The organism is Blastomonas sp. SL216, assembly GCA_026625625.1.
GTDB lineage: Bacteria > Pseudomonadota > Alphaproteobacteria > Sphingomonadales > Sphingomonadaceae > Blastomonas.
Genome location: CP113055.1, coordinates 1687433 through 1705940, shown reverse-complemented (window position 1 = coordinate 1705940; position 18508 = coordinate 1687433). Strand labels below are relative to the sequence as shown.

Genomic DNA, 18508 nt, shown 5'->3' with positions numbered 1-18508 from the left:
GCTGACCTATACCGGTGCGAACCTGACGGTAACCGCACGGCCGATCACGGTCACTGCCGATGCGCTCACCCGCATCTATGGCAATGCCAACCCCGCGCTGACCTACACGGTTGGCGGCCAGGGCCTGGTCAATGGCGATACGCTGACCGGCGCGCTAGCGACGACAGCTGGCTTGACCAGCAACGTCGGCAGCTATGCGATCACCCAAGGGTCGCTGGCCGCTGGCAGCAACTATGAGCTGACCTATACCGGCGCGAACCTGACCGTCACGGCCCGTCCGCTGACGGTCACCGCCGATGCACTCAGCCGCATCTATGGCAACGCGAACCCGGCGCTTACCTTCACTGTTGGTGGCCATGGCCTGGTCAACGGCGATACGTTGAGCGGCGCGCTGGCGACCACGGCAGCGCTCACTTCGAACGTCGGCACCTATGCGATTACGCAAGGGTCGCTCGCAGCTAGCTCGAACTACGCGCTGACCTATACCGGTGCGAACCTCACCATCACCGCGCGCCCGCTGACGATCACGGCAGATGCGCTGAGCCGGATTTATGGCAACGGCAACCATGCGCTGACGTTCAGGGTCGGCGGTCAGGGCCTGGTCAACGGCGACACTCTGACCGGCGCGCTGGCGACCACGGCAGGGCTCACTTCGAACGTCGGCAGTTACGCGATCACGCAAGGATCGCTGGCGGCTGGAAGCAACTATACGCTGACCTACGCTGGTGCGAACCTGACGGTAACCGCCCGTCCGCTGACGGTCACGGCCGATGCGCTCACCCGCATCTATGGCAATGTGAACCCGGCGCTGACCTACACGGTCGGTGGCCAGGGCCTGGTCAACGGCGATACGCTGACCGGCGCGCTGGCGACGACCGCTGGGCTGACGAGCAACGTCGGCAGCTATGCGATCACGCAGGGCACGCTGGCGGCTGGCAGCAACTACGCGCTGACCTATACCGGTGCGAACCTGACGGTAACCGCCCGCCCGCTGACGATCACCGCTGACGCTCTCACCCGCATCTATGGCGACGCGAACCCGGCACTGACCTACACGGTCGGCGGAGATGGCCTGGTCAATGGCGACACGCTGAGCGGCGCGCTAGCGACAGCGGCTGGGCTGACAAGCAACGTCGGCAGTTACGCGATTACGCAAGGCTCGCTGGCGGCTGGCAGCAACTACGCGCTGACCTATACCGGTGCGAACCTGACGGTAACCGCACGGTACCGATCACGGTCACTGCCGATGCACTCAGCCGCATCTATGGCAACGCGAACCCGGCGCTTACCTTCACTGTTGGTGGCCAGGGCCTGGTCAACGGCGACACGCTCACCGGCGCGCTGGGGACGATGGCGGGGCTGACGAGTGGCGTCGGCACCTATGCGATCACGCAGGGGACGCTTGCGGCGAGCTCGAACTATGCGCTGACCTATACCGGTGCCAACCTGTCCGTCACGGCCCGTCCGCTGACGGTCACGGCAGATGCGCTCAGCCGCATCTACGGCAATGCCAACCCCGCTCTCACGTATACGGTCGGCGGAGATGGCCTGGTCAATGGCGACACGCTCACCGGCGCGCTGGCGACCACTACCGGGCTGACGAGCAGTGTTGGCAGCTATGCGATCACGCAAGGGTCGCTCGCAGCTAGCTCGAACTACGCGCTGACCTATGTCGGCAACAACCTCACGGTGACGGCGCGTCCGATCACCGTCACTGCGGATGCCTTGTCGCGTATCTACGGCAACGCAAATCCCGCGCTGACCTACACGGTCGGCGGCCAGGGGCTGGTCAATGGCGACACGCTCACCGGCGCGCTTGCCACCACCGCTGGGCTGACGAGCAACGTCGGCAGTTACGCGATTACGCAAGGTTCGCTGGCGGCTGGCAGCAACTACGCGCTGACCTATGCTGGTGCGAACCTGACGGTAACTGCCCGCCCGCTGACGATCACCGCTGACGCTCTCAGCCGCATCTATGGCAACGCGAACCCGGCGCTTACCTTCACTGTTGGTGGCCAGGGCCTGGTCAATGGCGACACGCTCACCGGCGCGCTAGCGACGACAGCTGGCTTGACCAGCAACGTCGGCAGCTATGCGATCACCCAAGGGTCGCTGGCCGCTGGCAGCAACTATGAGCTGACCTATACCGGCGCGAACCTGACCGTCACGGCCCGTCCGCTGACGGTCACCGCCGATGCGCTCACCCGCATCTATGGCAACGCGAACCCGGCGCTGACCTACACGGTCGGTGGCCAGGGCCTGGTCAACGGCGACACGCTCACCGGCGCGCTGGCGACGACAGCCGGGCTGACAAGCAACGTTGGCAGTTACGTGATCACGCAAGGATCGCTGGCGGCGAGCTCGAACTACGCGCTGGCCTATGTCGGCAACAACCTCACGGTGACGGCCCGTCCGCTGACGGTCACGGCAGATGCGCTCAGCCGCATCTACGGCAATGCGAACCCCGCGCTCACCTTCACGGTTGGCGGCCAGGGTCTGGTCAATGGCGACACGCTCACCGGCGCGCTGGCGACAGCGGCTGGGCTGACGAGCAACGTCGGCAGTTACGCGATTACGCAAGGTTCGCTGGCGGCTGGCAGCAACTACGCGCTGACCTATGCTGGTGCGAACCTGACGGTAACTGCCCGTCCCCTGACGATCACGGCAGATGCGCTCAGCCGCATTTATGGCAATGCGAACCCGGCACTAACCTACACGGTCGGCGGAGATGGCCTGGTCAATGGCGACACGCTGAGCGGCGCGCTAGCGACAGCGGCTGGGCTGACAAGCAACGTCGGCAGTTACGCGATTACGCAAGGCTCGCTGGCGGCTGGCAGCAACTACGCGCTGACCTATACCGGTGCGAACCTGACGGTAACCGCACGGCCGATCACGGTCACTGCCGATGCGCTCACCCGCATCTATGGCAATGCCAACCCCGCGCTGACGTTCACGGTCGGAGGGCAGGGCCTGGTCAACGGCGACACTCTGACCGGCGCGCTTGCCACCACCGCTGGGCTGACGAGCAACGTGGGCAGCTATGCGATCACGCAAGGCTCGCTGGCGGCTGGCAGCAACTACGCGCTGACCTATACCGGTGCGAACCTCACCGTCACCGCGCGCCCGATCACCGTGAGCGCCGATGCGCTCACCCGCATCTACGGCAACGCAAATCCCGCGCTGACCTACACGGTCGGTGGCCAGGGCCTGGTCAACGGCGACACGCTCACCGGCGCGCTAGCGACCACTACCGGGCTGACGAGCAGTGTTGGCAGCTATGCGATCACGCAAGGGTCGCTCGCAGCTAGCTCGAACTACGCGCTGACCTATGTCGGCAACAACCTCACGGTGACGGCGCGTCCGATCACCGTCACTGCGGATGCCTTGTCGCGTATCTACGGCAACGCAAATCCCGCGCTGACCTACACGGTCGGCGGCCAGGGGCTGGTCAATGGCGACACGCTCACCGGCGCGCTTGCCACCACCGCTGGGCTGACGAGCAACGTCGGCAGTTACGCGATTACGCAAGGTTCGCTGGCGGCTGGCAGCAACTACGCGCTGACCTATGCTGGTGCGAACCTGACGGTAACTGCCCGCCCGCTGACGATCACCGCTGACGCTCTCAGCCGCATCTATGGCGACGCGAACCCGGCACTGACCTACACGGTCGGTGGCCAGGGGCTGGTCAATGGCGACACGCTCACCGGCGCGCTGGCGACGGGAGCGGGGCTGACGAGCAACGTCGGCAGTTACGCGATCACTCAGGGCACGCTGGCGGCTAGCTCGAACTATGCGCTGACCTATGTCGGCAACAACCTCGCGGTGACGGCGCGGCCGATAACGGTCACCGCCGATGCACTAAGCCGTATCTATGGCAACGCAAATCCCGCGCTGACCTACACGGTTGGCGGCCAGGGTCTGGTCAATGGTGATACGCTGACAGGCGCTTTGGCGACCACCGCCGGGCTGGCCAGCAACGTCGGTACCTATGCGATTACGCAAAGCTCACTGGCGGCTGGCAGCAATTATGCGCTGACCTATACCGGTGGAAACCTGACCGTCACGGCCCGGCCGATTACGGTTACCGCTGACGCTCTCACCCGCATCTATGGCAACGCGAACCCGGCGCTTACCTACACGGTCGGCGGTCAGGGCCTGGTCAACGGCGACACGCTCACCGGCGCGCTGGCGACAACGGCAGGGCTGACGAGCAACGTGGGCAGCTATGCGATCACGCAAGGGTCGCTCGCAGCTAGCTCGAACTACGCGCTGACCTATGTCGGCAACAACCTCACGGTGACGGCGCGTCCGCTGACGGTCACGGCAGATGCGCTCACCCGCATCTATGGCAATGCGAACCCCGCGCTCACCTTCACGGTTGGCGGCCAGGGTCTGGTCAATGGCGATACGCTGACAGGCGCTTTGGCGACAACGGCAGGGCTGACAAGCAATGTCGGCACCTACACGATCACGCAAGGGTCGCTCGCAGCTAGCTCGAACTACGCATTGACCTATACCGGCGCAAACCTGTCCGTCACGGCCCGTCCGCTGACGGTCACGGCAGATGCGCTGAGCCGTATCTATGGCAACGCGAACCCCGCCCTGACGTTCACGGTCGGAGGGCAGGGCCTGGTCAACGGCGACACTCTGACCGGCGCGCTTGCCACCACCGCTGGGCTGACGAGCAACGTGGGCAGCTATGCGATCACGCAAGGCTCGCTGGCGGCGAGCTCGAACTATGCATTGACCTATGTCGGCAACAACCTCGCGGTGACGGCCCGTCCGCTGACGGTCACGGCAGATGCGCTGAGCCGTATCTACGGCAACGCCAACCCTGCGCTGACGTTCACGGTGGGCGGCCAGGGCCTGGTCAATGGCGATACGGTCACCGGCGCGCTGGGGACGATGGCGGGGCTGACGAGTGGCGTCGGCACCTATGCGATCACGCAGGGGACGCTTGCGGCGAGCTCGAACTATGCGCTGACCTATACCGGTGCCAACCTGTCCGTCACGGCCCGTCCGCTGACGGTCACGGCAGATGCGCTCAGCCGCATCTACGGCAATGCCAATCCGGCACTAACATACACGGTCGGTGGCCAGGGCTTGGTCAATGGCGACACGCTGACCGGCGCGCTGGCGACAGCGGCTGGGCTGACGTCTAATGTGGGTAGCTACGCGATCACGCAAGGCTCGCTCGCGGCGAGTTCGAACTATGCGCTGACGTACACCGGCGCAGACCTCACCGTCACCGCGCGTCCGATCACCATCACTGCCGATGCGCTCACCCGCATCTACGGCAATGCCAATCCGGCACTGACCTACACGGTCGGTGGCCAGGGCCTGGTCAATGGCGATACGCTGATAGGCGCGCTAGCGACCACTGCTGGGCTGACCAGCAACGTGGGCACCTATGCGATCACGCAGGGCACGCTGGCCGCTGGCAGCAACTATGAGCTGACCTATACCGGCGCGAACCTGACCGTCACGGCCCGTCCGCTGACGGTCACGGCTGATGCGCTGAGCCGCATCTACGGCAATGCCAACCCCGCGCTGACCTACACGGTCGGTGGCCAGGGCCTGGTCAACGGCGATACGCTGACCGGCGCGCTGGCGACGACCGCTGGGCTGACGAGCAACGTCGGCAGCTATGCGATCACGCAGGGCACGCTGGCGGCTGGCAGCAACTACGCGCTGACCTATACCGGTGCGAACCTGACGGTAACCGCCCGCCCGCTGACGATCACCGCTGACGCTCTCACCCGCATCTATGGCGACGCGAACCCGGCACTGACCTACACGGTCGGCGGAGATGGCCTGGTCAATGGCGACACGCTGAGCGGCGCGCTGGCGACAGCGGCTGGGCTGACAAGCAACATCGGCAGTTACGCGATTACGCAAGGCTCGCTGGCGGCTGGCAGCAACTACGCGCTGACCTATACCGGTGCGAACCTGACGGTAACCGCACGGCCGATCACGGTCACTGCCGATGCACTCAGCCGCATCTATGGCAACGCGAACCCGGCGCTTACCTTCACTGTTGGTGGCCAGGGCCTGGTCAACGGCGACACGCTCACCGGCGCGCTTGCCACCACCGCTGGGCTGACAAGCAACGTTGGCAGTTACGTGATCACGCAAGGATCGCTGGCGGCGAGCTCGAACTACGCGCTGGCCTATGTCGGCAACAACCTCACGGTGACGGCCCGTCCGCTGACGGTCACGGCAGATGCGCTGAGCCGCATCTATGGCAACGCGAACCCGGCGCTTACCTTCACTGTTGGTGGCCAGGGCCTGGTCAACGGCGACACGCTGAGCGGCGCGCTAGCGACAACGGCAGGGCTGACGAGCAACGTTGGCAGTTATGCGATCACGCAAGGCTCGCTGGCGGCTTCCTCAAATTACACGCTGACTGGTTTTACTGGCGCAGACCTTACCGTTACCGCACGGCCGATCACGGTTACGGCTGACGCTCTCACCCGCATTTATGGCAATGCGAACCCGGCGCTCACCTACACGGTCGGCGGCCAAGGCCTGGTCAACGGCGACGCGCTCACCGGCGCGCTAGCGGCCACTGCTGGACTGACGAGCAACGTCGGCAGCTATGCGATCACGCAGGGGACGCTGGCCGCTGGCAGCAACTACGCGCTGACCTATGCTGGTGCGAACCTGACGGTAACTGCCCGCCCGCTGACGATCACCGCTGACGCTCTCAGCCGCATTTATGGCAATGCGAACCCGGCACTGACCTACACGGTCGGCGGAGATGGCCTGGTCAATGGCGACACGCTGAGCGGCGCGCTAGCGACAGCGGCTGGGCTGACAAGCAACGTCGGCAGTTACGCGATTACGCAAGGCTCGCTGGCGGCTGGCAGCAACTACGCGCTGACCTATACCGGTGCGAACCTGACGGTAACCGCACGGCCGATCACGGTCACTGCCGATGCGCTCACCCGCATCTATGGCAATGCCAACCCCGCGCTGACCTACACGGTTGGCGGCCAGGGCCTGGTCAATGGCGATACGCTGACCGGCGCGCTAGCGACGACAGCTGGCTTGACCAGCAACGTCGGCAGCTATGCGATCACCCAAGGGTCGCTGGCCGCTGGCAGCAACTATGAGCTGACCTATACCGGCGCGAACCTGACCGTCACGGCCCGTCCGCTGACGGTCACCGCCGATGCACTCAGCCGCATCTATGGCAACGCGAACCCGGCGCTTACCTTCACTGTTGGTGGCCATGGCCTGGTCAACGGCGATACGTTGAGCGGCGCGCTGGCGACCACGGCAGCGCTCACTTCGAACGTCGGCACCTATGCGATTACGCAAGGGTCGCTCGCAGCTAGCTCGAACTACGCGCTGACCTATACCGGTGCGAACCTCACCATCACCGCGCGCCCGCTGACGATCACGGCAGATGCGCTGAGCCGGATTTATGGCAACGGCAACCATGCGCTGACGTTCAGGGTCGGCGGTCAGGGCCTGGTCAACGGCGACACTCTGACCGGCGCGCTGGCGACCACGGCAGGGCTCACTTCGAACGTCGGCAGTTACGCGATCACGCAAGGATCGCTGGCGGCTGGAAGCAACTATACGCTGACCTACGCTGGTGCGAACCTGACGGTAACCGCCCGTCCGCTGACGGTCACGGCCGATGCGCTCACCCGCATCTATGGCAATGTGAACCCGGCGCTGACCTACACGGTCGGTGGCCAGGGCCTGGTCAACGGCGATACGCTGACCGGCGCGCTGGCGACAACGGCAGGGCTGACCAGCAATGTCGGCACCTACACGATCACGCAAGGGTCGCTGGCGGCGAGCTCGAACTATGCGCTGACCTATACTGGTGCGAACCTGACCGTCACGGCTCGCCCGCTGACGATCACCGCTGACGCTCTCACCCGCATTTATGGCAACGCAAATCCCGCGCTGACCTACACGGTCGGCGGCCAGGGTCTGGTCAATGGCGACACGCTCACCGGCGCGCTGGCGACGGGAGCCGGAGTAACGAGTAACACCGGCACCTACGCCATCACCCGGGGTACTCTGTCTGCATCCTCCAACTACGCGCTGACCTACAACGGCGCCAACCTCACGATCACGCCGCGACCCATCACGGTGACGGCGGAAAGCCTGTCCAAGGCCCTTGGTGCGCTTGATCCTGCGCTGACCTATGCCGTTGGCGGGCTGGGGCTGGTCAATGGCGACAGCCTTGCGGGCGCGCTGGCGCGTGACGCGGGTGAGGACGCGGGCAGCTACATGATCCGCCAGGGCACGCTTGCCAACTTCAACTATGCCATCCAGTTCGTGCCCGGAACGCTGACTATCAATCCGGCCGTGCGTTCTCCCAACCAGAGCGTGCCACCCGGCCTGGGCCTGTCGGGCGTCGATGCGGCCAGCAATTCGGTGGGCAACCTGCTCGGCAATCCGCTGTCCAACCCGGGCGGCGGTACGCAGACCAATGGCAGCGGCTCCGCATCCGACCCCAGTGGGTCGGGCGATCCGATGATCTTCGCCATGCCCGGCGGCGCTGCCGATCCTGCCAGTGGATCGGGCACCGCGCCCGGCGACAATCCCATCATCAACACCGCCAATCAAGGCTGCCTCGTTTCCGCAGGCGGCGTATGTCTGGCCACCGGAAACTGATCTCCATGCCTTTTGCAACCATCCTGCGCCCTGCGCTGCGCATTGCCCTGTTCGCGTCGTGCGCGCTGCCGGTGCAGCCGCTGCTCGCCCAGGGCCTGCCGCCCCAGAGCTTGCCTTCGCAGAGCCAGACCCCGCCAGGGGCCGAGATCGACCGGACGCAGAAGGACGCCGATATCCGCTTCACGATCGGAGGGGTGACCGCTGCGCCTGCCGGGGCGGACGCGGTGCGCCTGACCATCGGCGAGGTCACGCTCGATGGCAGTTTCGCGGCGGCACAGGTCGATGCGTCCGCGCTGCTGCCCCGACCGGGCAGCCAGGTGACGCTCGCCGATATCTACGCTTCCGCCTCCGCCGTGCAGCAGGCCTATCTTGCCGCTGGCTATCCGCTGGTGCGCGTGTTCGTGCCGGTGCAGGACCTTGATCGCAGCAATGCCCGCATCCGCCTCCAGCTTGTCTCGGGTTTCGTGAGCCAGGTCCGCACCGACGCGCTGGACCCGCGCGTGCGCGGCGTGATCGATCGCTATCTCGCCCGTCTGGTGGGGCAGAAGGACCTGCGCGCCGACGTGCTGGAACGCGCCGTGCTGCTCGCCGGCGATATCTCCGGCGTCGAGCTGTCGAGCGCGCTCTCGCCCGGCAGCACCACCGGAGAAACCGTGCTCATCGTCACCGGCAGCTTCCGTCCGGTCCAGGCGGTGCTCTCTGCCGACAACCGGCTCAGCCCCGAACTGGGCCGCGAACAGGCCACGCTGTCGGTAGCGTTCAACAGCCTGCTGGGCCTGGGCGAGCGCATCGGCGTCACCTATGCCACCGCGCTCGACGATCCCTCGTTCAGCCGGTCGGCGCTGCGCCGCTATGCCGGCATTTATGCCGATCTGCCCATCGGCAGCGACGGTCTGGTGATCGGCGCCGATGCCACCGCCAGCACCGCCCGCCCCAAGGGCGCCGCGGCGTTCCTCGCGCTGTCGAGCCGGTTCGAGCATTTTGGCGGGCGCGCCTCCTATCCGATCGTCCGCAATCGTGCCGGGCGGCTAGTCGCCACAGCCAGCTTCGATGCCAACAAGGAAACGCAGGATTCGCTGCTGCTTGGCTTTCCCGTGCCGCTTTCGCGCGACGAGACGCGGGTGGCGCGCGCCAGCCTGAACGCCGGCGTGCGCGCAGCTAACGGCCTGTCCGCCTCGGCCGAGATCGAATATGCTCGCGGCCTCGATATTGCAGGCGCCCGCCGCGCCGGCGATGCCACCATCTTCGAACCGCTCTCGCGCATCGGTGCCGACGCGGTGTTCGACAAGCTCGCCGCCTCCGTCACGGTCGATGCGGCGCTGCCCAAGATTCCGATCGCTGCGCGCATCGTCATGCGCAGCCAGACCGGCTTTGGCGATCCGCTGCTGCGTTCCGAGCAGTTCAATGTTGCAACGCCTGATCTGATATCGGGCCCGCCGAGCGGCAGCCTGGTTGGCGATTCCGGTTTTGCCGCGCGCTACCAGATCGATGCCGTTGCCTATGACACCGACATCCGCCTCGCCCCTTACGCCTTTTCGGCGATCGCACGGACGCGGCTCGAGCGGCCGACCTTCTTCGAACTCGAACGCACGACCACCCGCGCTTATGGCGCAGGGCTCAGCGCTCTCGTCCCGCTCGGTCGCACCACCTTGAGCACACAGGTCGAATACAGCCACACCGAAAGCGATGACTTCAACGCGCGAGGTGATTGGGTCACCGTTCAGCTCGCCATCCGATTTTGAGGCCAAACCAGCAAGCGCCGCGCAAGCACCGGGTCATTCCCGGCCAGATGCCTGGTATACGTGCCAGGCATGTGGAACGTCCCGGAAGCTGGCGCATCAGGCAATCGATCGTCTGTACGGCTGCTGGGCGGGCGGCAAGGCCGCAGGTCGGATGTCGGGAAGAGCTTGCCAGGTCGGGCGTGGCGGAAGATGGGTGGATCGCGGACCTATGATGAGGATTGGGCGGAGGTACAGCTCATCTTTTCCATCAGCCAATCGCGAAAATGCCGCATGGCTGCATTCTCGGGACGCGATATCAGGCGAGTGAGCCAGTAGCGGCCCACATCGACCTCAATCGGGAATGGCTGGACGAGCAATTCTGACGCGAGCTCGCGGGTGAGCATCCCCGTCGGCACCAGTGCGATGCCGAGACCGGCGGCGGCGGCGGATCCCATCAGCGCCGCACTATCGAAAATGGGACCGCGGAGTTTCGGCGCTGCTATGCCGGCGGCGTCGAACCACAACGCCCATTCATCCGGGCGATACGAGCGCAATAGCCGCTCGTTTACGAGATCGGCGGGGGATTTGAGCCGTGCTGCAATGGCCGGAGCACAGACCGGAGTCATGGGCGCCCTGAGCAGCGGTTCGGCATGGGTGCCGTGCCACGCGCCGTCACCGAAGCGGATCGCGAAATCCAGTCCTTCGGCAACGAGGTCAACGCGGTTGTTGTTGGTCGAGATACGCAGATCAATCGACGGATGGGCGCGGGCAAAGATGTCGAGCCTCGGGAGCAACCAGCCGGTTGCAAAGGTACCCACGACGCCGACTTTCAGGAGTTCCCGGAAGCGACCTTCGCCGTACTGATCGAGCGTCGCGCCCACGCGATCAAACATCTCGGCGAGGACGGGAACAAGGACGTGACCTTCGTCAGTGAGCGCGAGCCCACGCGGTAGTCGGTGGAAGAGGCGTGCGCCCAGGCGGCGTTCCAGCTGCGCGACCTGATGACTGACCGCGCCTTGGCTGACGCAAAGCTCGATCGCAGCGCGGGTAAAATTGAGATGGCGTGCCGCCGCCTCGAAGGCTCGCAGGGCGTTGAGTGGGAGTTGGGCCCGGTCCATCGCCTACCTATCAAATATTCTCATGGCTTTGTCGAGAAATCATGCTTTGTCGCGCGCTCGGCCGATTGGCATTCGGGAAGCGAAGGGAGATAAAGATGATCAAACGAATGACAGTCGCGGTCTGGCTGGCGAGCTTGAGCAGCATGGCAGGGTGCCATGCGCAGGAAGCGCGGGCACCGCTGGTCGCGGGCGCAGCGCTAGACTCAGCGCCGCAGGCAGAAGACGATCCCCTGACACGGCCGATGGAGGTGAAAAGAGCGGAGAAATGGCTTGCGCCTTTGCCGCCCGAGAAAATTCTCGGTGGCAGTTATCTCGTGGGGTTCGCCGGTCTGAGCGTCGCGCTGATCGATACGGGCGCGGGGCTGGTGCTGATTGACGGCGCATTGCCGCAAGCGGCACCGGCGATCCTGGACAATGTACGCAAACTGGGGTTTGACCCCAAAGACATCAAATTTATTCTGAGCACCGAGCCGCATTATGACCATAGCGGCGGCCTTGCGGCGCTGGCTCGTGACACCGGCGCGGCGGTGATTGCAAGCGCACGGGGTGCTGAAGGCTTGCGGGCTGGAGCGCTTCTGGAGGATGATCCGCAGCTGGCTTATGGCGGCGTCTGGCCGCGCGTGACGCAGGTCCGGGTGGTCGAGGACGGCGAAGCGATACGGCTTGGGCACACGGCGATAACCGCGCACGCGACGCCCGGGCACACCATGGGCAGCATGAGCTGGAGCTGGCGGGCATGCGAGGATCAGGTGTGCAAAGTCATCGTCTTTGCGTCCAGCCTCAACCCTGTATCCGCCGAAGGCTACCGCTACACCGCAACGTCAAGCGAGCCGATCGTCAGAGGTTTCGCGGCGACCCACAGTCTGTTGGATAGACTGCCATGCGACATCCTGATCTCCGCGCATCCCGATAATGCAGGCGAAGGACGATATAACGACAAGCCTGGCGCATGCCGCACATATGTCGAGCGGTCCCGCAGACTGCTTGCGAACCGGCTTGAGGCTGAGCGTAACGGGACAGCGAACTAGGCGCGATCTGCTCCTGGCTCGATGCGAGCTTCAAGCGGTAGCCTGAATGAGCGACGGGGCAAGGCGATATTGCCCCGTCCTGCCGTTTTCGGGGAACTGCCGAACTCAGCCATGGATCGAGCCTGTCGCAGACCAGGTCGGCGCGGCTCCTTCGACGCTGAAGCTGATTGATCGGCTCGCCGATCGGCTGATCAGGCAACTATCTGCGGTACCGAAATATCTGTGCCATGAACGACCGGCAATTTTACCGATGTCGCTCTTCAGCCAGCGGGCGCGGTCCGTCCAATCTGCCATCCGATAGCGTCGCACGATAGCGGCAAGGGCGAACAGCCGGGTGGCAGTGGCTGCTCCAGCTTCATCCTGTCGGCGCAAAGCTCTGCTCTCCAGCCATTCCATCCAGTTCGGACTTGGCCTGACCGGCGAAGGCAAAGGCCGATCCGGCAGCAAAACCTGCAGGAAGTTCAACCCGGCACAGACCCTCGCCATCACCTGGGTCTGGCGTGCGAGTGACCAGAAGTCGGTCCAATCGATCTGGCCTGCGCCCAGTTCCAGAATCCTCGCGGCGTCCGTAACCCATTGCAGCGTCGCGACATGATCCGGCTTGATGCCGTTTGTCATGACATGCAGCAACAAATGCGTGGTCGATGGACGAAGTATCTCCACGCCCTTGATCGTACAGGGCACGGCGTCTTGCCAAACGGCGGCCTCGATGGCCGGATCGCGGGAATCGCGAAACAGCCGTCCGTGCAGATCGATTTCGCCATGGTCGGGGTGACGCATGGCCATGCCGAAGGCCAGCACGGTCCAATCCCGGGCAGGCAAAGCATGCTGCACCTTATGGGCGACCCATCCTGCATCCATGAGAGCCGCAAGCGCATCGCCCAGTTGATGCTCTGGTACATGGATGTCGCAATCATGCGAGGGGCGCTCTGCGGGTGTGCGGTAGAAATCGGTGGCGAGCGCGCATCCCTTGCTGACCATCACGGGGATGCCGGCACGCTGCAATACCCTTATGCCCTCGGCTGCGCCGCGGCGCTGCCGCTCGCTCCGGGCCCAGGAAAGGCGATATAATGCGCGCAGATGATCGGCATGGGGAAAGCGCGGCTGAGTCTGGGCAAGGTTGCTGAAAACCAGCGGCAGCAGCCTGTCGCTGGGATAATCGACACAGGCGCCAACCTTTGTCCGCCGCCGACACCAGCGTGCAAACGCCATATGCCCGTCCGCGCCTGGCTCCAGCGCGGCGCGCAGCAGAAGCGACTGGTCCAGATCCGGCCAGACCCTGGTTCCGCCGCCAAAGGGAAAGGCGCGCAATCGGGGCACCTGGCTGCGCCGGTCAGCTTTGTTGGCGGGCGGCATCGCGTCGTTCGCGGATGAGGTCGATATAGGCAGAGCGCGGCCGCGCCAGACGCCGGGTCAGGTTGTCAGCATGCACGCGGCGGTCGAACAGCGCCTGTTCGACCATCAGCGGTTCGACACCGGCACGCTGCGCCCGCGTGATCCAGTCGGCCATCTCGCCGACAGCCATGTCCTCCCGCAGCGGTCCGACCCGAAAGAAGGTCGAACGCGCCACCAGCAGGGCAGACGGGCTTGGCGCTGCCATCTGCCCCGACCGGACCGGGAAGCGACCGGGCGGATCGCTGAACTCGCGGCAAAAGCCAAAAGCCACGGCATCCGTGTGTCTTCCATCCAGCGCGGCCAATTGCGCTGCCAGCTTGCCAGGCTGCCAGACATCATCGGCATCAAGAAAGGCCAGCAGGGCGTTCTCAGCCAGCCGTGCACCATGATTGCGCGCTGACGCAGCCCCTGAATGCGGCTGACGGATAGCGCGCACGGACGCTCCCCAGTCTTCGGCAATGGCTGCACAATCATCGGTGGATCCATCATCGATCACCAGTATCTCGGCAACCGGCATGGACTGGCTGGCAACCGATGCCAGGGCGTCGGCCAGGAACCTGCCGGCGTTGAAAGCCGGGATCACCACGCTGATGCTGGCTGACGTGCTGGCGGGCATGCTGGCGCTCAGGCAGGCGCAGCAGGCCATCCATCGACCGCGATGTCGATGACCGGATCCAGCTTCAACATGGCCGCCATATCGTCAAATTCCTCCAGCACGGGGTCATGCCAGGGCGTGGCGGCGGGACCTGCAACGGCCGATCTGCCGCCGGAAACATCAGCAATGATCAGCCCCTCCGCCAACAGCTGATCCACAAAAGCCTGCAGCCGCTGCGGCGCGGTTGCCGGATCAAAGCCCGCGCGTCCGGTCTGGGCAGCGACGATCTGCTCGACATTCTGGCCTGCCAGCAGCCAGTTCCATATTTCCAGCGCGACACCCTGCATGGCGAAATACCTGCCGGTGGCAAAGTTGATGGCAATCAGCTCGCCGTCCACGTCTTCGGCAGAGACATTCTCGTCATTGATGCGCATCGCTCATCGGCCTTTGTGTTGACGGCGCCCGGGCCTCGCGCTGGCGCACAATTCGCTTGTGCACCAGCCGGGCCGGATAGATGTTCTGCACGGTCTTGCCTCTGGTCGAGTTACCCGCATGCCGCCGGACCAGCAAGCCGATGTCCTCGATCTTGCGGATGTTCACGCGCAGATGTTCGGCGCGTTCAAACCAGTCCGTATCCTCGCCAAATCTGAGATCTTCGTCAAACGACCCGACGCTCTCGAAAACCGACCGGCGGAACATCGCTGCTGCAATCGACCAGGGGAAGGTATCGATCGGGCTGGCGACGAAAATGGGCTTGCCGTTGTGCTTGTCGCTTTCGAACAGCTGCGAATGTCCCAGCACGACTTCGGCCTGAGGCGCATCATCGAAGGCAAGCAGCGCGGCCCGTATCTTGTGCCGGGGCCACAGGTCATCGGCATCCAGAAACGCGACAAATTCCCCACGCGCATCGGCAAGGCCCCGGTTGCGCGCGGCTGATGGCCCTGCATTTTTCTGCGGTATCAGGCGTACAGCCGCGCCATAGCTGGCGGCCAAGGCTGCGGTATCGTCGGTCGAGCCATCATCGACAATGATGATTTCGATCGCATCATGACTTTGCGCCAGAATGCTCTCGATCGCCTCACCAATGAACGCGCCGGCATTGAAGGCCGGTATGATGACCGATACCAGCGGGGAAGGGGCCAGGCTTCGGCCTGTTGGCAGGACCGTTGCGGGGTCGCGCAGCAGCCTGAGCAGCGCGCCGGGCACCTGCGCGATGGCCTGACCCAGCACCATCCTGCCATATGGCACGGCGCTCGCCGCGCGCTGGATAAAGTCGATGGCTTCCGCGCCGCAATGCGGCAATTGCGCGCGGGTCGGAAAGCTGGCGGAGGCAACGACGCAATCAGCATCATATCGTTCGAACACCGTTTCGTGCGAACATCCGAATCGCGGAGTCACGATCGCGCGGATATTCAGCGATCGCGTGAGCCTGTCCCCGATATAGATCACGGCCTTTTCGTCGAAGCCGGACGGGGAGGGAAGTTGAGCATCGAAACCAAGCGACTGGAACCTGTGCGCCTCAGCAGGATGCACCTTTGCGCTCGCATAAAGCGCATGGGCCTGCAACCCTCCGGTTTCGCCCGGTGCCAGCGCCAGCAGGACATAATCGTCCGCTGCGAAATCCATGCCCTGCGCAAGCGCCGTCAGCGCGCTGGTCGATTTGCCGACCCCGCCCGGTCCGCAGATCAGCACGCCCTCGCCAGCAATGCCTATCGCTGCGCCATGGACCAACTGCATGGCCTGATCGGCAAAGAACCAGTGGAACAGCGTTCGGAAGGGGGCGGCCCGGGTCCAGCTGGGCAAGCTCGCCGCATTCTGCACCCAGAAAATCCCGATGCCGCGTTCCCGGTCATAGAGGTTCAGCGAATAGTCCCAATGGTGAAACGCGCTGCGGATTCGCGGGCTGCGAAAGGTCCAAAGGTCGCCGCGCTGGCTGAAACAGAGATTGGAGAGCTTTGGCGCGGGCATTGCGGTGCCTGTACTGTCGCTGTCCCATATCATCAGAAGCACATCAGGATCGCCTGCGGTCGGGACCTGCAAAGGCTCAAGGGCACGCATGGTCTGCCTGGCCATGGCGGATCCGGCAAAGCGCAGCCGGACCCTTTTGCCCGCGATCAGCAGATCATGATCGATGGCCCCGGCTTGTTGCAGCGCATTCTCGCTGGCTGCCAGGGCGGCATCAAAAAAGCTCAGCTGTTCCGCATCGGAACGCAAAGTCTGGTCGGCTGGATTGGCATATCTCATGCCACCGCCATCCAGTCTGCCGCATCGCAGATCTGCAAGCGCTCCGTGTCGAGCCGATACACGATGTCAGCCCTGCGCAGCATGCGTTCGTCATGGGTTGCCACAAGCACGGCTGGTGGTCGGTTGACCGAGAGGATCGCATCGAGAATTCGGTCCAGCGCGCCGTGGTCGAGATGATTGGTGGGTTCGTCGAGCACGAGCAACGCAGGCTGATTGACCAGCGCGCGCGCGATGGCCAGGCGTTGCCGCTCGCCGCCAGAAAGCAGCTCTCCACCATCGACCACCAAGGCTTCCAGCCGCTCTGGATGCCGATCGATCACAGGAACGAGCGCCGCCTGCGCAATGGCCTGCGCCAATGCCGCTTCCCCCAGATTGGCCCGGTGGCACAGGATATTGTCGCGGAAACTGGCGTGGAAGAACCTGGGGTGTTGCGGGACCGCACCGATCTGCTGCCTGCAATGCCGTGCATCGATCCGCTGGCCGTCGGTCGTGATCCAGTTGGCCGTGCCCTGATCAGGATGCAGCACCCCGGCGGCGATATTGAGCAGCGTCGTCTTGCCGATGCCGTTCGGCGCGACAATGGCCGTCACCTGGCCTGGCACCAGGTTCAGCGACACGCCGTTCAAGATCGACCGTGATCCGTAAGCAAAGCCAATGTCGCGCAGCTCCAGTCTGGCGAGGTCAGGCGCTGTATCCTCGGTCTCGGCATCGAGCGTGCGGCCCCGATCGCGCATCAGATAGAGGTGGGACAGGGCATTGTCGCCCGCTATGGTCAGGGGCAGGGCGGCGATGATCGGTCCGAGTGCGGCACTTGCCAGCCGAAGCGTGACCAGAAGGGTGAACAATGCCCCTGGCGTCATCGTGCCTCCCAGCACCATGGCACCACCTGCCAGCAGCAATGCACAGATGAGGACGGCATGGGTCATGCCCTGCAGTTGCGCTGCCGCGACCATGGTCCAGGACAGTCTGGCACCGCTGTCCGCCAATTGGCGGGCCTCTGACGAGAACTGCCGGATCGAGGCGCGTTCATGCCCCAGCAGAATGGATGTCGGCATCATGTGGAGGACGCGAACGATCTCGACATGAAACCGGTCGAACATATGCTGGAACCGGATCGTCTCGCGGCTCAACATGCGGTGCGCTCCGTTTGCTGCAAGCTGGAGCGCCAGGGCCAAGACTGCTGCGAGCAGCGCGAGCTGCCACGAAAGGACGATCGCCAGGATCGCATAGCCCGCCAATGGCACCAGCTGTGGCAGGACCGAGTTGAACAGCCGTTGCGACATCTGCTCCACGCGCTCGGTATCGTGGATCAGCTTGGCCTGGATACTGGCATCCTCCATCGACGCGACATCCTGCCAAAGCCTGGTATGCAAAGCCTCGACGATCTCGATCCGCATATCCGCGCCCAGCTGGCGCAGAATTGGCGCGGAACGACGGCTTATCAATATCGTAACACCGGCGGTTGCCGCTCGCAGCACGAGGAACAGTGCCGCTGCATAGCCCAGCGGGACAAGGCTCTTGCTGGAAAGCGCCGCGTCAAGCGACCGGTGAAGAAGCACGAGCAGCGGCAGATTGATGGCGGCCAGTGCTGCGCCCGCCAGGGCAAAAAGCGCCAGGGCCCTCCAGCGGCGCTGAAGATAACTGCCATACCATCGCCAATGCGCCGCCGCGACCATCGCACGACCATAGCCCTCATGCTATCGGGTACAAGCTGGAAAGCACGCGCGATAGTTGGTTTGGGTGGCCATTCAGGCGGTGCTGCCAAGC

10 protein-coding genes are annotated in these 18508 nt (G+C 64.5%); 4 read left to right on the top strand and 6 right to left on the bottom strand.

Annotated features, from left to right (window positions below; translation table 11 throughout):
- Positions 1–43 precede the first annotated feature (43 nt).
- The 3 genes from OU999_08110 to OU999_08100 are packed head-to-tail and all read left to right on the top strand — an operon-like array spanning position 44 to position 10382.
- Positions 44–1363, top strand: a complete 1320-nt coding sequence (locus OU999_08110; GenBank protein WAC25384.1) for an MBG domain-containing protein — start codon at positions 44–46, stop codon at positions 1361–1363.
- Positions 1261–8640, top strand: a complete 7380-nt coding sequence (locus tag OU999_08105; protein ID WAC25383.1) for an MBG domain-containing protein — start codon at positions 1261–1263, stop codon at positions 8638–8640. Before OU999_08110 ends, OU999_08105 begins: the two co-directional genes overlap by 103 nt.
- Positions 8641–8645: 5 nt before the next feature.
- Positions 8646–10382: a hypothetical protein gene (locus OU999_08100; GenBank protein ID WAC25133.1), complete on the top strand. Its 1737-nt coding sequence runs from the start codon at positions 8646–8648 to the stop codon at positions 10380–10382.
- 206 nt (positions 10383–10588) lie between these two features.
- Here the strand turns inward: OU999_08100 and OU999_08095 are convergent, their stop codons facing one another.
- The gene (locus OU999_08095; protein WAC25132.1) at positions 10589–11479 is read right to left on the bottom strand and encodes a LysR family transcriptional regulator; all 891 of its coding nucleotides are present in this window, start codon (positions 11477–11479) and stop codon (positions 10589–10591) included.
- Positions 11480–11574: 95 nt separating this feature from the next.
- Here OU999_08095 and bla point away from each other — a divergent pair, with 95 nt between their 5' ends.
- Positions 11575–12507, top strand: a complete 933-nt coding sequence (bla, locus tag OU999_08090; protein WAC25131.1) for a subclass B3 metallo-beta-lactamase — start codon at positions 11575–11577, stop codon at positions 12505–12507.
- A 105-nt stretch (positions 12508–12612) separates the two neighbouring features.
- On the opposite strand, the gene OU999_08085 is transcribed toward bla, so the two are convergent.
- The 5 genes from OU999_08085 to OU999_08065 all read right to left on the bottom strand — a co-directional run bounded on the left by OU999_08085 (position 12613) and on the right by OU999_08065 (position 18417).
- Entirely contained in the window at positions 12613–13719 is a 1107-nt protein-coding gene (locus OU999_08085; GenBank protein ID WAC25130.1) for a nucleotidyltransferase family protein, read from the bottom strand.
- 121 nt (positions 13720–13840) lie between these two features.
- Complete coding sequence (locus OU999_08080) at positions 13841–14518, bottom strand: glycosyltransferase family A protein (protein ID WAC25129.1); 678 nt, start codon at positions 14516–14518, stop codon at positions 13841–13843.
- 8 nt (positions 14519–14526) lie between these two features.
- On the bottom strand, positions 14527–14931 hold the full coding sequence (locus OU999_08075) for a PqqD family protein (GenBank protein ID WAC25128.1): 405 nt from the start codon (positions 14929–14931) through the stop codon (positions 14527–14529).
- The gene (locus OU999_08070) at positions 14918–16741 is read right to left on the bottom strand and encodes a glycosyltransferase (GenBank protein WAC25127.1); all 1824 of its coding nucleotides are present in this window, start codon (positions 16739–16741) and stop codon (positions 14918–14920) included. Before OU999_08070 ends, OU999_08075 begins: the two co-directional genes overlap by 14 nt.
- Positions 16738–18417 (bottom strand): ABC transporter ATP-binding protein, encoded by a 1680-nt coding sequence (locus OU999_08065; protein ID WAC25126.1) that lies wholly within the window; start codon positions 18415–18417, stop codon positions 16738–16740. Before OU999_08065 ends, OU999_08070 begins: the two co-directional genes overlap by 4 nt.
- Positions 18418–18508: the final 91 nt, after the last annotated feature.

Coding starts and splice junctions, on each gene's coding strand:
- bla (WAC25131.1), top strand. CDS start 11,575: ATGATCAAACGAATGACAGTCGCGGTCTGGCTGGCGAGCTTGAGCAGC.
- OU999_08100 (WAC25133.1), top strand. CDS start 8,646: ATGCCTTTTGCAACCATCCTGCGCCCTGCGCTGCGCATTGCCCTGTTC.
- OU999_08095 (WAC25132.1), bottom strand. CDS start 11,479: ATGGACCGGGCCCAACTCCCACTCAACGCCCTGCGAGCCTTCGAGGCG.
- OU999_08085 (WAC25130.1), bottom strand. CDS start 13,719: ATGGCGTTTGCACGCTGGTGTCGGCGGCGGACAAAGGTTGGCGCCTGT.
- OU999_08075 (WAC25128.1), bottom strand. CDS start 14,931: ATGCGCATCAATGACGAGAATGTCTCTGCCGAAGACGTGGACGGCGAG.
- OU999_08065 (WAC25126.1), bottom strand. CDS start 18,417: ATGGTCGCGGCGGCGCATTGGCGATGGTATGGCAGTTATCTTCAGCGC.
- OU999_08070 (WAC25127.1), bottom strand. CDS start 16,741: ATGAGATATGCCAATCCAGCCGACCAGACTTTGCGTTCCGATGCGGAA.
- OU999_08080 (WAC25129.1), bottom strand. CDS start 14,518: ATGCCCGCCAGCACGTCAGCCAGCATCAGCGTGGTGATCCCGGCTTTC.